We start from the raw sequence: 14503 nt of genomic DNA, 5'->3' as shown, positions 1-14503 counted from the left end.
AATAAGGAAATGCCATGATTGATTTACGCAGCGACACCGTCACAAGACCAACGCGAGCCATGCTGGAGGAGATGCTGGCCGCGCCGGTCGGGGACGACGTCTACGGCGACGACCCCACCGTTAACGAACTTCAGCGCTATGCCGCGGAGCTGAGCGGTCACGAGGCCGCCCTGTTCCTGCCGACCGGCACCCAGGCCAACCTGGTGGCCCTGCTCAGCCACTGCGAACGCGGCGAAGAGTATATCGTCGGTCAGGGGGCGCATAACTATCTCTACGAAGCCGGTGGCGCCGCGGTGCTCGGCAGCATTCAGCCGCAGCCGATCGATGCCGCCTCTGACGGCTCCCTGCCGCTGGACAAAGTTGCCGCCAAAATCAAAGCCGACGACATCCACTTCGCCCGCACTAAGCTGCTCAGCCTCGAAAATACCCATAACGGCAAAGTGCTCCCGCGCGAGTACCTGAAAGCGGCGTGGGAGTTTACCCGCGAGCGCAAGCTGGGGCTGCACGTCGACGGCGCACGCATCTTTAACGCCGTGGTGGAGTATGGCTGCGAGCTGAAAGAGATCACGCAATATTGCGACTCGTTCACCATTTGTCTCTCCAAAGGGCTGGGCACGCCGGTGGGCTCCCTGCTGGTGGGCAACGCCGACTACATCAGGCGCGCCAACCGCTGGCGTAAAATGACCGGCGGCGGCATGCGCCAGGCCGGGATCCTCGCCGCAGCGGGTCTGTACGCCCTGAAAAATAACGTTGCCCGCCTGAAGGACGATCACGACAATGCGACGTGGATGGCGACGCAGCTGCGCGAGATCGGCGCAGATGTGATGCGTCACGACACTAACATGCTGTTTATCCGCGTCGGAGAGGACAACGCGGCGGCGCTGGGTGAGTTTATGAAGGCGCGCGGCGTGCTGATCAACGCCTCGCCGGTGGTCCGTCTGGTAATGCATCTCGACGTCAACCGCGAGCAGCTTGCTGAAGTCGTTGCTCACTGGCAGGCGTTTTTGCAGCGCTAAGGAGCTAACGTGCCGCAACGTATTCTGGTCCTGGGCGCCAGCGGGTATATCGGTCAACATCTGGTGGCCGCCCTCAGCGCGCGCGGGCATCAGGTCCGGGCTGCGGCACGCAACGTTGAGCGCCTGCAAAAGCTGGGGCTGCCCAACGTCACCTGCCATGCTATCGATCTCAACTGGCCCCGGGATCTGGCGGCCCTGCTTGCGGGGGTGGATACCCTTTACTATCTGGTGCACAGCATGGGCGAAGGCGGGAACTTTATCGCCCACGAGCGTCAGGTAGCGATGAACGTCCGCGACCTGCTGCTGGAACATCCGGTTAAACAGATTATTTTCCTCAGTTCGTTGCAGGCACCGGAGCATGAGCAGTCCGACCACCTGCGCGCCCGGCAGCTGACCGCCAGGGTGCTGCGCAGCGCCGGGATCCCGCTCACCGAGCTGCGGGCCGGGATCATCGTCGGCGCAGGCTCTGCCGCTTTCGAGGTGATGCGCGACATGGTCTATAACCTGCCGGTGCTGACCCCGCCGCGCTGGGTGCGATCCCGCACCACGCCGATTGCCCTGGAGAATCTGCTGCACTATCTGGTTGAACTGCTCAATCACCCGGCCACAGCGCACAGGGTGCTGGAGGCCGCCGGGCCCGAGGTGCTGAGCTATCAGCAGCAGTTCGAACACTTTATGACGGTGAGCGGCCGCCGCCGGCCGCTGATCCCCATCCCCTTCCCGACCCGCTGGATCTCGGTGTGGTTTTTAAACGTCATCACCTCCGTGCCGCCGACCACCGCCAGGGCCTTAATTCAGGGGCTGAAACACGATCTGCTGGCGGACGACCGCGAGCTGCGGGCGCTGATCCCGCAGGAATTGATCCGCTTCGATGACGCGGTGCGTAACACGCTAAAAGAAGAGGAGAAGCTGGTGAACTCCAGCGACTGGGGCTACGACGCCCAGGCGTTCGCCCGCTGGCGGCCGGAGTACGGCTACTATCCAAAGCAGGCCGGGTATAGGGTGACAACCTCGGCCAGCCTGGCCAACCTGTGGCAGGTGGTGAATCAGCTCGGCGGCAAAGAGGGTTACTTCTTTGGCAACGCCCTGTGGCAGACCCGGGCGATGATGGACCTGCTGGTCGGGCATAAGCTGGCGAAAGGCCGTCCGGCGGCACCGTACCTGCAAACCGGTGATACGGTCGACAGCTGGAAGGTGATTATCGTCGAGCCAGAGAAACAGCTGGCGCTGCTGTTTGGCATGAAAGCCCCCGGTCTTGGGCGGTTGTGCTTTACCCTGAAGGACAAAGGCGATCGCCGGGAGCTGGACGTGCGCGCCTGGTGGCACCCGCACGGGATGCCGGGTCTGTTCTACTGGCTGCTGATGATCCCGGCGCACCTGTTTATCTTCCGGGGAATGGCCCGGCGTATTGCACATCTGGCAGAACAAAAGTCAGAAAAAGTCTGATTAAAACTCCGAATCTTTCACGTTTCCCATTGCATACAGGCGTAATTCACGGAAGAATGCGCACGAAATTCTTTTCAAAACAGTGGATCGATATGAAGGTACTGGTTACCGGCGCCACCAGCGGCTTAGGCCGCAATGCGGTGGAGTTTTTGCGCAATAAAGGCATCAGCGTCCGGGCCACCGGTCGCAATGAAGCGATGGGTAAATTGCTGCAAAAAATGGGCGCAGAGTTTGTCCATGCCGACCTGACGGAACTGGTCTCTTCCCAGGCAAAAGTGATGCTGGCCGGAATCGATACGCTGTGGCACTGCTCCAGCTTTACATCGCCCTGGGGTACCCAGGAAGCCTTCGATCTGGCGAACGTGCGCGCCACCCGCCGTCTGGGCGAGTGGGCCGTGGCCTGGGGGGTGCGCAACTTCGTGCATATCTCCTCCCCGTCGCTCTACTTCGATTACCACCATCATCGCGATGTTCAGGAAGATTTTCGTCCTGCGCGCTACGCCTGCGAATTTGCCCGCAGCAAAGCCGCCAGCGAAGAGGTAATCGATCTGCTGGCGCAGTCCAACCCGCATACCCGCTTTACCATCCTGCGTCCGCAGAGCCTGTTTGGCCCGCACGATAAAGTGTTTATTCCGCGCCTGGCGCAGATGATGCACCACTACGGCAGCGTGCTGTTGCCGCGCGGCGGGGATGCGCTGGTGGACATGACCTATTTCGACAACGCCATTCACGCCATGTGGCTGGCCAGCCAGATCGAATGCGACAATCTGCCGTCCGGGCGGGCGTATAACATCACCAACGGCGAACCGCGCACATTGCGCAGCATTGTGCAGAAGCTGATTGACGAGCTGAACATTCACTGCCGGATCCGCTCGGTGCCCTACCCGATGCTGGACATTATTGCCCGCAGCATGGAGCGGCTGGGAAATAAAGCCGCCAAAGAGCCCGCCCTGACCCACTACGGGGTGTCGAAACTGAACTTTGACTTTACCCTTGATACGCGACGCGCAGAGACCGAGCTCGGCTATACACCGCTGGTGACGCTGGATGAAGGCATTGAGAAGACGGCGGCCTGGCTGCGGGATCACGGGAAGCTGCATCGCTGACACGATAACGGCAACCCTGAGGTTGCCGTTTTGCTTTTACAGCGCTGTCCAGGCGTCTGCCCAGGCCAGGCCTGCGCCCGGTTCGTAGTACGCTGGCGCACTGTTACACCAGCCGCTGTTCGGGAAGGGTTTGCACTGGAACAGTTTACCCTTGTTGTTCACGATATCCCCGGCGTTGTACTTGCCGTTGGCGCTCCACGCAGCATAGGAACCAGAGCTGCCTTCATCCTGAGACGGGGTTGCCGCTTTCGCTTTCACGTTTAACAGGTAAGTGGTGGTCGCACTCAGTTCACCGTCGCTGACGGTCAGGCTGACTTCATACTGCTGCGCCGTTGTGGCTTCCGGCGCGGTAAATGTCACCACGGCTTTGTCTTCACCGCTGACGGTCTGGCCGTCCTGGGAGCGCCAGGTGTAGGTCAGTTTGTTGCCGTCTTCATCAGTAGAGCCTTCTGCGCTCAGGGAAACCTGGGCACCGGCTTCAACCGCACCGACTGGACCTGCGATATGCGCCACTGGCGCATGGTTAACCACCGCAGGGGTGTCATCCGGCGTCGGGATCGGGGTGACCGGCGTTTCATCTTCAGAAGGGGTTGGCGTAACCGGCGTTTCATCCGGCGTGATTGCAGACCCCTCATCATCCACGATGTTCACGTTATAAAACTTCTGAACACATTTGGTGTAGTCGCCCTCTTTAAAGGCGCTGAATGGCGTCTGGTAGCCGACCAGCTGGCAAGAGTAGGTCTTACCGTCTGGTGTATCTGCACTCCATCCCCAGTCCTGTTCCCAGTAGATTTTCAGAGAACCCGCGCCGCCCTCATCAAACTGTTTCATGTTGGCACAGCCCAGCACTTCGTCAGCCGGAACCGGCACTTTCAGGTAGTTAGCGAACTCTTTGTAGTACTTGATACGGTTTTGAGACTGCGCAATTTCAGTCGGGCCGCCGCACTCAACGCCGCCGTTGATGATCTGGGTGGTCACGCCGAAGCCCGGTACCAGACCGTTCGCTTTATCGTGTTCGTTTGGCTGCCAGGTTCCGTCGATAACCTGCAACATGCTCGGTTTCGGCGGCTGTGGATAGGCAAAGAAGAAGATGGCGCTTGCCAGGTTCAGCCAGGTGTCAGCCACCAGCTCGGGTTTTTCCAGCAGGACTTTCACATCGCCGTACATCGCTTCAGAGAACGGACCGTAGTTATAGTTGTAGGACAATTGCTTGGCACCGCGACCAAAGTAGCTCAGGAAATCGCCATCTTTGTCTTTACCGCATGGCCAGGTCTGCCCCTGCCATACATCAGGGTTACATTCGCCGTTATAACCGCCTTTCTGGCCTTCGCTCCAGCCCATTTCCCGGATGTAAACCAGCGCCTGGCGCCATTCGGCTTCAGGACGCCAGCTTTCATGGCCGCCGGTTTCCTGGGCGAAGTGCGCAAACATGGTCGCCATCTCTTTACGGCAGATCGCGTCGCTGTCACGGCCATCTTTATAGGTGTCGCACAGCGCCGGGAATTTACCCACGGCCTTGAGGAAGTTACTGTAGCTATAATCCTTCGCGCGCAGAGGGAAGAGATATTCCCAGTCGCTCTCTTTCAGGATACCTTCAACGCGCTTAACGTTATCCGGGTTGGACGCTTTGCCAGGTTCAATCTGTTCGACAACGCTGTTATCCAGGGTGCGAATAGTATCTTTTACCGATTTCATTAACGGGAAATCGGTCAGTTCTTTTTCCTTTTTAGCCAGATCGCTGGCTTTCATGGTGTAAGGTTCGCTGCTGGCCGCCTGTAACATTGCAGCCTGCGCCATAAAGGGAGCGACACATGCCCCCGCAACGAGAACGCTGAGTAATGTCCTTTTCGTCATTTCAAATAATCCTGTATATAAGCAACAATGGGTGATGCACTCCCGGCTTATGTATAACTCCCTTAATACATAAACCCCCTGGAGGCGTTTATTTTTCATTTTCTGAAGAACACCCTCGGGTACTCTTCAAAAAATAAAAATCAGTACCGGTAAGATTGTTTTGCTTTTATTTCCCTGTACTTCGCCCACACCTTATGGGCATACATCATACGTTGGGGATAATTTTCTTTTTTCGCTCCTGCGTTATAGGCCCCTACCGCTTCCCAGTTATAGCCATAAACTTTGACCATGCCTGATAATATGGATGCGCCCACCATTATTGAGGTACAAGGCTCAGTGATTAAGCGGGACTCATCAATACCGAGGCGTTGTAATTCACTAAAGTGAGAGCTATTAATTTGCATTAACCCCACATCGCGTGAACCATCGTGATTCCAGCCCACCGCATAGGGATTCATACCCGATTCCACTTTTGCAATTGCAAATAACAGCCAGGGATCGACATGATAATAATGCGCAGCGTTGTCCCAGCAGTTTGCCATGGTGCTTTGGCTTATCATTAACAACAAAAAGATTAGGCGTTTCATTTAATTGACCTGCTACAGGGATTTCCCATTTTCTCCTTGTGCACAGCTGTAATTTATTTTTTTGATGGTTGACCGCACCCGAAGCGCAGCGCGGTCAACCATGACGGACGACTATCACGCCCGTCATTAAAGGTTCAGAAGATTATTTGCAGTCTGCTGACGCGCCTTCTTTTACCCATACATCGCTGTTGCCTGGTTTGTCGCCCTTCGTCCACCATTTCGCGCGGTATACATTACCTTCGTAAGTGGTGGTGTCGCCGCCGTTATAAACCATTTCAGCATGCCAGTTGAATTTCACCTGGCTTACCAGCTCCCATGCACCCTCACCGAATGCCGGTTTGTTGCCCTGAGTCCAGTACTTCGCTTTCCACACCAGGTTATCGGAGCTAACAATGTCGCCGCCGTTGTAAATGGTGTTTGCACTCCACGCAGCATATTTGCTGGCGTTGGCATCAACAGGGGCATCACAACTACCGGTCGCACTCCCTTCGTCTGCCGGCGTGGTACCTTCATCAGATGGGGTCGTACCTTCGTCAGACGGGTTGGTCTCTTCGTCAACCGGAACAACTGCTTCTTTCGGGGTCACTGTCACTTCAACGTTAGACTGCACGCTGGTTTTACCGTCAGACACGATCACGCTCAGCGTATAGGTCGATGTATTGCTCACTTCTGGCGCGGTGATACGCACGTTCGCGGTATCGGTGCCGGTGGCATTCATGTCACCCGGTACGCTCCAGCTATAGGTCAGTGCATCGCCATCGGGATCGGACGCCTGTGCGTGCAGAGAAACCGCTTCACCGGATTCAACGGTGACCGCTTGCATCGCGTTGATCACTGGTGCCTGGTTGGCTTTAGGCGCTTTGTTAACAACCTGCACGTCAACTGAGTTGCTCAGACCTTTCGCGTCAGTAACGGTCAGACGGAAGACCAGCGTCTGGTTGCTCGCGACAGCAGGAACGTTAAAGCTTGCTTTCGCGCTGGTGCTGTTGGACAGCGTCACGGAGGTACCGGACACCTGCGTCCATTTGTAGGTCAGCGCATCGCCGTCCTGATCGCTGGAAGCAGATCCATCCAGCGTTACGGAAGCCGGGCCAGTCACGCTTACATCAGTCGCAGAAGCGACAGGGGCATGGTTGGTAACAACCGGTTCCACTGGTGTTGAGCTGCCGCCCGTCAGGCTTTCGTTCATCGCATTCAGAATGTCGCCGTTGTCAGATTCGATAGACCAGGCGAACAGACCGCCGAGATTTTTGTTCAGCACGTATTTGCCTTTCGCTTCGACAGAACGGGCGTTGTCATAACTGATCAGCTCACCGGTGGATTTGTTGAACAGGTACGGGGCTTCTGCCGCGGTATCGTACTTGTATTCCCAGCCTGGTTTACCCAGCATCTTGTTCACGATATCGCGATAATCAAGGATGCCTGCTTCCCATGACCCCGGGATGGCGCCGGTCGCGGTGCCGGTAAATGGATTGTCGCCGGTATAACCGTGAACGCCAGTCCAGCCGCGGCCGTACATTGCTGCGCCCACAACGACTTTACCCGGCTGTACGCCCTGATCGAGCATCGCTTTCACGGCGTTATCGGTGGTGTAGTTGGTGTCCGGTTTCCAGGAAGCACCGTACAGCGCGGCCTGGTGGCCCAGGTCAGTCTTGCTCCACGAACCGTAGTAGTCGTAGCTCATCAGGAAGATATGGTCGAGATACTGCTGCGCAGTGCCATAGTCCACGTCTTCAATCTTATCTCTGCCGGCACCAATCGCGGTGGTCAGCTCATAGGTACGGCCTGTTTCAGCTGACAGTTCGTTCAGCATTGCGCGCAGATCGTGCATCAGCGCGGTATAGGTGGCCTTATCAACAGCCGGGTTACCCAGTTTGGCGTTCTCGCCGCCGCCGCCAGGGAATTCCCAGTCGATATCCACGCCGTCAAACACTTTCCAGGTTTTCAGGAACTCTTTCACGGAGCCAACGAAGCGGTCACGCAGCACTTTATTGTCCATCTGGAAGAACGGGTCAGACAGCGTCCAGCCGCCAACAGAAGGCAGAATTTTGAGGTCCGGATGGGCTTTTTTCATCGCCATCAGCTGACCATAGTTACCTTTGTACGGGTCGTCCCAGTTGGAGACGCCGGACTGAGGTTTTTGCAGAGCAGCCCAGGGATCGTGGATTGCAACGGTGTAGTCCTGGCGGCCCGCACAGGCACGCTTCAGCGACTCCAGCGCGCCCGAGGATTTGGCGCTGTCGTTAATGCCATCACCGCCACAGATTGGAATGAAGCCATAAAGCAGGTGGTTCAGGTTAGCAACCGGGATCTTATCGGCAGAGAAGTTACGGTCATAGACGCCCCACTCAGGGAAGTAAGCCCCCACAACTTTGTCGGTGTGTTTGGCGAAGGATTTATTGTTCTCAAGCAGAGGGGTGTTCATCGGCAGCAGGTGGCTACCGTCCGTATCTGCAACGATAATCAGTTTGCTGGCACTTTTGGTGCAGCCGCTGTCGTTGCAAAGCTCAACCTGCTCCTGATAGCGACCCCCTTTCTTCACCTTGAAGGTCGCAGAGCCCGCAGCGCTGCCCGCCCCGGTCCAGACGGTCTGGCCATCCAGCAGTACTTTTGCCGACGTTGGCGCATCACCGCTCCAGACGTTCCACTCAACCTTCACATCCACACCATCGCTGTGAACTTTAACAAGATTGTTATAGTCCTGAGCCGACTGATCGACTTCTACCAAAGCAAATTTGTCATTGCCTGAAGTAATAGACGGCGTACCTGGCGCCGCTGCGAATGCTGAGCTTGTGGCAGCCGCAATGAAAAGCGCCAGATATTTAGGCTTCATAAAATTCATTTTTATATCCTGATAAATTTATACGTGAACGTTAATTACCCATGACTTCCCTGAGCTCATGGAATGAATTTACACACTTAGTTTTAGATAAATAAAAAATCCGTTGCCAAAAATATTGCGAAGCGTTGTATTCCTCCCTAAAAAGACACAAGCATAAATTCCCTCTGTCTTATGTCTTTTACGATACACCGTAGAAAAAACGTGTTCCCTCCCTTTCCTCGTCGAAAAAAAGCGATAAAAAACTTGACCAAAATATTCAGAGTGTGACAGCGAATGCCTGGGCAATAAAAACAGTGAGACCGGCAAAGGATAAATAGGGACCAAAAGAAATTGTTTGGCTATTTTTATGTGAATTGTTTAATGCGAAATAACCGACAATACCGCTAAGCGCAGCAATTAATACGACCGAAGGCAGTGCCTGCCAGCCACACCAGGCCCCCAGCGCCGCCAGCAGCTTGAAATCACCGTAACCTAGCCCTTCCCGGCCAGTCGTCAGGCGAAAGCCCCAGTAAATCAGCCAGAGCGACAGGTATCCCGCGACTGCGCCGAGCACAGCATCGCGAAGGGGCAATGCATGGCCCAGCGTATGTACGAGCAATCCGGTCCAGAGCAGCGGCTGCGTCAGGCAATCAGGCAGCAGCTGGTGTTGCCAGTCGATCAACGTCAGCGGCAGTAAAAACGACGCCAGCAGCCAGAGCGAGAACAGGGTTTGAATGCCCGGAACAGACCAGGCCGTTATGCCAAAAAATAGCGCGGTAAACAGCTCAATCAAAAGGATCTGTAGCGGAATAGCCGTTCGGCACTGGCTGCAGCGGCCTCGCAGTAACAGCCAGCTGAGCAGCGGAATATTTTCCCAGGCAGAGAGTGAATGCTGACACACCGGGCAGTGCGAGCCCGGAAACAGCAGGTTGCCGCACCCCTCCTCTTCCATCACCATAGGCGGGACGCGGTCTGCCACTACGCCGAGAAAACTGCCTGTTATTGCCCCTGACACCGCACTCATGAGGGAGAACCCGACCGGGTAAACCTCCCGTATCAGTGCGAAGGTATTCATGCCAGTTTCTTCCAGGTCAGCTGAATTTCGGCCTTTACATCGCTGATGTGGTCAACCGGGGTGAGGTTCATTTTTTGCAGGCGGACTCCGGAAGTCAGGTTGATTTCACGCAGCCAGTTTTTTAATTCGTAAATATTTACCCGTCCGACCACGAAGGAGAGTGTTTGCCCGTCCTGGCGAACATCCGTCAGCGATAAATTAATGGCGTGGGCGCTGTTCTCAATCACGCTGCGTGGATTATCAGTTTTAACCTGCAACATCTGAAGATGGTTTTTATCTATTTCCTGACGCATCCAGTTGAGCGTTTCAACCTGACGTGCAAGGGTCGTTTTGCTGCTTTGAATCATATTATCCAAGGGAATCACTCCTGCGTAATAAATTGCAGCGCAGCCGATTGCCGCTGCGCCTATTTTCAAAATGATTTTTTCCCTGACGTTGTAATTCTGATAACGCCTTTTCAGCTGCGCGATGCTCTCGTTCATTTATGTTTCCCTGTCACAATGGCGGTGTACGGTGCCTCTGCTGAAACAGGCTGTACTGAAAAATCAAAATTTGGGCTGGTCTGATTCACAAACGCCTGGAGCGCCTGCTGATTTTGGCCACTGACGCCCAGGGTCAGCGTCCCTTGTGCTGCATCGTATTCAAGCCGGGTAATTTCCATTGCCGGAACCGCTCGTCTGGCGGTTTCCAGCTCATCGATTTGCAGGAAAATCCCCTTAGGCTGTTTCTTTATATTCTGACCAAAGTGATATTTGATGTTGGTCTGCTGGCGCATACTCGGAAAATGGTGCTGGTAGACCTGCATGACCTCCTGCTGAACCTGGTTTTCCTCCTGAGCCAGCATCCAGGCTATCGCGGCACGGGGTCCTAACAGCAGGCCAAGCGACAGCAGCCCCGCAGCAGCCACGGCTAGCTTCATGCTTTTTGTCAGCCCCTTATTGCCGCTTCTGGCGCTGAACGCCCCGTGCAGCAGGTTCACGCGACACGCCTGCCACTGCGGCTGGATCAGCACCAGCGGATGCACCCAGGCCAACGCCTCGTCAACCACCACTCCCGGCGGAACGGCGCCGTAGCAGCACACTTCGCCCTCCCCTGTCTCCTGCAACACCAGAGGCAGCAGGGCGGTATCCACTTCACACGCCGACGCCGGTGACAAACGTAGCCAGTAGTTCTCGTCAAGAGAGACAAAGGTCGTGCCCCCGGCGGATACCGGCAGCAACCAGGCGTCCGGGATGGCCTGAATAACGGTCAAACCGGCAGCGGTGAAACGGTCAAGCCACTGGCGCAGGCGCCCGGCATCAATCGCCACCGCGTCAACGTCGCACCCTTTTTTATTGAGTACCGTCCAGTGAAGGTTGTCCACTTCCCCTATTAATGTCTCCTCCGCCATCCAGGAAAAGGCCGTGCTTTGGGCGGCCATTCCTTTTTTCGGTAACCTGAAGTGACGGAAGATCGTTTCACTGGCAGGCAGCAGCAGACAGACGCGTCCTGCCAGAGCATGTCCGGCGAGGATATCGAGCTCCGAGAGATTCTCCAGCGATTCAACCTGCTGACTACCGGACTCGCACCACCATAATTTCCCGTTCTCACGACTGTCGGGACGAACAAAAAGCACCTGTTTCATCGATATCAACTTCTGTTATTCAATCATTCGGTAACGACGCTGCCACGTCACAATCTCACCGGCGTCGTTATTAACCTGAAGCTGGCTAACCATGAGCAGCGTTAAATCATCCGTGTTGCCGGTATAGTCAACGCGGAAATATCGGCTGTTAATGGCCAGCTGTTCCGCCACCTGGGGTAAATCGTCTTTAAGCTGCGGGAAGGTTTGTTCCAGCACCTTGCTGAACGCATCCAGGCTTTCCCACCCCGCTTCAGGGCGAGCATCAATCAGGCGTCTGGCGTCATCTTCCGTCAGTTTTCCCGGGAACATCGCCGCCAGGACGCCTGCCTGTTCAGGTTTGAGGGTATTCACGTCAACCTTGCTGGCGGGATCCGGCAGGGCGCACAAGAGCTTGCTCACTGTCGGATACGCCTGTGCCGGGAACGCGGGCAGCAGTTTGATTTCCGCAATAGTGCGCATCATCTGGTTCGCGGGCTGGCGAGCCGGGACAGCCCCTGCCCACGCATCGCTCTCAGCCCCCTCTCTGGCAGTGGTGGCATCCCCGTCGAGGTAGTCCACCAGCTGGGAATATACCGCTTCGGCGGTGGCCTGGCTGACGCCGCTGTCGATCAGGAGCTGCTCGACGATTTGCTCTTTACGCGGTTTCCCTGCCGCGGCCGCGGCGTCCTGTACCTGAGGCGCTTTATCCGCTGCCAGCAGGTTGTGGACGTTAAAGCAGTCCTGCGCATCTTCTGTCTGGCTGACCAGGGTGTAGTCATCCCCCCGGGTTTCCAGCGGCTGATGCCAGTCACCGTCAGGCGCAAGGGCTCTGCTTTCGCCGCTGGCCTCGGTTTGCAGGATCGCTTTAACGGCTTTTTCCTGCGCCTGCATCGCCCAGCGCAGCTGCTGCTGGCTCACCTGGTAATGTGTTTTTTGCAGGTTGCGGCAAAACTGCTGGCTGATTCTGGCGGCCAGCGCCGACATCATCACCAGCAGGATCAGCACCACCAGCAGGGCGACGCCTTTCTGTTTGTCTGTTCGGCTCACGGCTGTACTCCTGACGCCGCTTGAGGCGCCTGCTCCGGCTGCAGAGCGGCCGCTTTTGTCTCCGGCGTCGGGGCAACCGTCACGGCAGGTATCTCCCCGGGGGTCGTAAACACCCAACGCCAGATATCCCCGTTTTCCATCGTCAGCGTCGCCTCTACGCCGTCGGGCTGGCGACTGCTGTCGGTCCAGTTTTTCTGCCAGCCCTGGCTGTAAAAGCGCCACGTCATCGATTTCACCTTCTTAACGATGGGCACTTCTTCGGGCTTCACGCTCGCCGGGCCATCAATCGCAGGCCAGATATCGCGATATAAACGCCCCTCTTCCAGCCGCCAACGCACGCGCTCCAGCTGGACGGTGCCGCTCACGCCGTTCAGCGTGGTTAGCTCAATGGCGTCATCGGTTTGCACAAACACGCCCGGTTCGTTACGCGGCGCACGCCCCTGAAGCTGAAAGAAATCACGCTCCATCAGGCTCCAGGCACGCTGCACCTGATTAAGCTTTGCCGCACTGGCATCGGTTGCAGAGCGGGTACGCATCGCCCCGTCGAGGATCTGCCAGGCCAGGGTGCTAATCACCGCAAAAATGGTCAGGGCGATCATGATCTCCAGCAGGGTAAAGCCACGCTGGCGTCGCGTTTTTTTCACTTGCTCACCTTCTCTGCCGGCGGAATGATGTGCAGGGCGATGGCCGGCTGGCTTTCATCCCCTTCCGCGTAGACGCGAACTTCACTGGCCCAGCCGTTGTTGGCGGTTTTGACGCGCTGCTTGTGCCAGTTCCAGCTACGCCCGCCCATGGTTTCTGTCCCCTGCTCATCGGCATCGGGGAAATCACTGTTGCTGAGCGTCGCTTCTGCAAGCACGTTTTCCGCGACCCAACTGGCCTGCACTGTTTCGCTCAGGCCGTGGGTAAAACGAACGTTCAGGGACACGGAGTTCATCAGCGCCAGCGCAGCGGTGGAGAAAATCACCAGCGCAACCATTACCTCCAGCAGCGTCATCCCCTTTTGCTTTGCCTTGCGTTTAGTCATCGTTCTCCACCGAAACGGGGGCCGTACCTTGCGACACCACCCGGAAATGGTGCTGTTTGTCGTAGCTTTGCAACCTCAGCGTGAAGCGACCTACCTCGCCATCCGGTAAAAAGATGATTTGCGGATCGGCATCCAGCGTGGCGGCCAGCCGCTGCGGAGATAGCGATACGTGCATCTCTTCAGGAAAATCGCCTTTCGTGGTAATTCGCCCTGCGGATAAGGGCACCCAGCGACGTTCACCTTTTACAACGTTCAACGACACAAGCTGATATTTATCCGTGGCGATCACTAACCCGACAATATTTCCGTCCATCACCGCACGGTCTGAACCATAATCCACAAGGGCTTTTAATTGCTGACCAAATATATCCGCGCCGCTGCGCGAGGGAATCGTTGAAACCACCATCATCGCGCAGCTGGCGAATATCACCAGCGCGAGGATAATTTCCAGCAAAGTAAAGCCGCGTTGCTTACTCATTATTTATTCGCGAGCGACCAGTTAGTAATATCGTCGGCGGTATTGGCTTCGCCATCGGGCCCCGCAGAAAAGACATCGACGGCACCGTGCTCGCCCGGGCTGACCATCAGGTAATCGCTGCCCCAGGGATCCTGCGGCAGGCGGCGGATATAGCCGTCGGCGCGGTAGCCGTTGGGGATTGGCGCGATTTCCGGTTTGCTGACCAGCGCCTGCAGGCCCTGCTCGGTGGTCGGGTAGCGGTGGTTATCGAGCTTGTACATATCCAGCGAACCTTCCAGCGCGACAATATCGCTGGTGGCCTTCTGACTGTCGGCTTTCTCTTTATTACCCATTAAATTCGGCACCACCATACTGGCCAGCACGCCGAGGATCACAATCACCACCATTAATTCGAGCAAAGTAAAGCCCGCCTGGGACGCCAGGTTTTTTCGTTTCATCGCCAT

At 56.4% G+C, this 14503-nt stretch carries 14 protein-coding genes; 3 read left to right on the top strand and 11 right to left on the bottom strand.

Features of this window, described 5'->3' with window-relative positions; genetic code table 11:
- The first annotated feature begins 14 nt into the window (after positions 1-14).
- The 3 genes from ltaE (at position 15) to GNG27_RS07810 (ending at position 3568) form a co-directional block, all read left to right on the top strand.
- Positions 15-1016, top strand: coding sequence for a low-specificity L-threonine aldolase (ltaE, locus tag GNG27_RS07820; protein WP_156263319.1), 1002 nt, complete (start codon positions 15-17; stop codon positions 1014-1016).
- A gap of 9 nt (positions 1017-1025) precedes the next feature.
- A complete protein-coding gene (locus GNG27_RS07815) occupies positions 1026-2462 on the top strand; it encodes an SDR family oxidoreductase (RefSeq protein ID WP_156263318.1) in 1437 nt (478 codons plus the stop codon).
- 92 nt (positions 2463-2554) lie between these two features.
- Positions 2555-3568, top strand: coding sequence for an NAD(P)-dependent oxidoreductase (locus GNG27_RS07810; RefSeq protein WP_142488880.1), 1014 nt, complete (start codon positions 2555-2557; stop codon positions 3566-3568).
- Positions 3569-3604: 36 nt separating this feature from the next.
- Here GNG27_RS07810 and GNG27_RS07805 read toward each other — a convergent pair whose 3' ends face one another.
- The 11 genes from GNG27_RS07805 to gspG all read right to left on the bottom strand — a co-directional run bounded on the left by GNG27_RS07805 (position 3605) and on the right by gspG (position 14503).
- The gene (locus tag GNG27_RS07805; RefSeq protein WP_142488879.1) at positions 3605-5422 is read right to left on the bottom strand and encodes a chitinase; all 1818 of its coding nucleotides are present in this window, start codon (positions 5420-5422) and stop codon (positions 3605-3607) included.
- Between the two features lie 140 nt (positions 5423-5562).
- Positions 5563-6009, bottom strand: a complete 447-nt coding sequence (iagB, locus tag GNG27_RS07800; RefSeq protein ID WP_156263317.1) for a type III secretion system invasion protein IagB — start codon at positions 6007-6009, stop codon at positions 5563-5565.
- Positions 6010-6151: 142 nt separating this feature from the next.
- Positions 6152-8851 (bottom strand): glycosyl hydrolase family 18 protein, encoded by a 2700-nt coding sequence (locus tag GNG27_RS07795; RefSeq protein WP_156263316.1) that lies wholly within the window; start codon positions 8849-8851, stop codon positions 6152-6154.
- 256 nt (positions 8852-9107) lie between these two features.
- Positions 9108-9905 (bottom strand): A24 family peptidase, encoded by a 798-nt coding sequence (locus GNG27_RS07790; protein WP_156263315.1) that lies wholly within the window; start codon positions 9903-9905, stop codon positions 9108-9110.
- Positions 9902-10387: a type II secretion system protein GspM gene (gspM, locus tag GNG27_RS07785; protein WP_156263314.1), complete on the bottom strand. Its 486-nt coding sequence runs from the start codon at positions 10385-10387 to the stop codon at positions 9902-9904. The genes GNG27_RS07790 and gspM overlap by 4 nt, the downstream gene beginning before the upstream one ends.
- Complete coding sequence (gene gspL / locus GNG27_RS07780) at positions 10384-11529, bottom strand: type II secretion system protein GspL (protein ID WP_156263313.1); 1146 nt, start codon at positions 11527-11529, stop codon at positions 10384-10386. The genes gspM and gspL overlap by 4 nt, the downstream gene beginning before the upstream one ends.
- 15 nt (positions 11530-11544) lie before the next feature.
- On the bottom strand, positions 11545-12555 hold the full coding sequence (gspK, locus tag GNG27_RS07775; protein WP_156263312.1) for a type II secretion system minor pseudopilin GspK: 1011 nt from the start codon (positions 12553-12555) through the stop codon (positions 11545-11547).
- Complete coding sequence (gspJ, locus tag GNG27_RS07770) at positions 12552-13199, bottom strand: type II secretion system minor pseudopilin GspJ (protein WP_156263311.1); 648 nt, start codon at positions 13197-13199, stop codon at positions 12552-12554. The genes gspK and gspJ overlap by 4 nt, the downstream gene beginning before the upstream one ends.
- Positions 13196-13582, bottom strand: a complete 387-nt coding sequence (gspI, locus tag GNG27_RS07765; protein ID WP_156263310.1) for a type II secretion system minor pseudopilin GspI — start codon at positions 13580-13582, stop codon at positions 13196-13198. Before gspI ends, gspJ begins: the two co-directional genes overlap by 4 nt.
- Positions 13575-14060: a type II secretion system minor pseudopilin GspH gene (gene gspH / locus GNG27_RS07760; RefSeq protein WP_156263309.1), complete on the bottom strand. Its 486-nt coding sequence runs from the start codon at positions 14058-14060 to the stop codon at positions 13575-13577. Before gspH ends, gspI begins: the two co-directional genes overlap by 8 nt.
- Positions 14060-14503 carry a type II secretion system major pseudopilin GspG gene (gene gspG, locus GNG27_RS07755; protein ID WP_285110699.1) on the bottom strand — a complete coding sequence of 148 codons (444 nt, stop codon included), beginning with the start codon at positions 14501-14503 and terminating at the stop codon, positions 14060-14062. The genes gspH and gspG overlap by 1 nt, the downstream gene beginning before the upstream one ends.

The organism is Leclercia sp. 119287 (assembly GCF_009734485.1).
GTDB classification, from domain to species: domain Bacteria; phylum Pseudomonadota; class Gammaproteobacteria; order Enterobacterales; family Enterobacteriaceae; genus Enterobacter; species Enterobacter adecarboxylatus_C.
The sequence above is the reverse complement of the archived record's forward strand: the minus strand, read 5'-3'. Positions and strand labels throughout refer to the sequence as shown.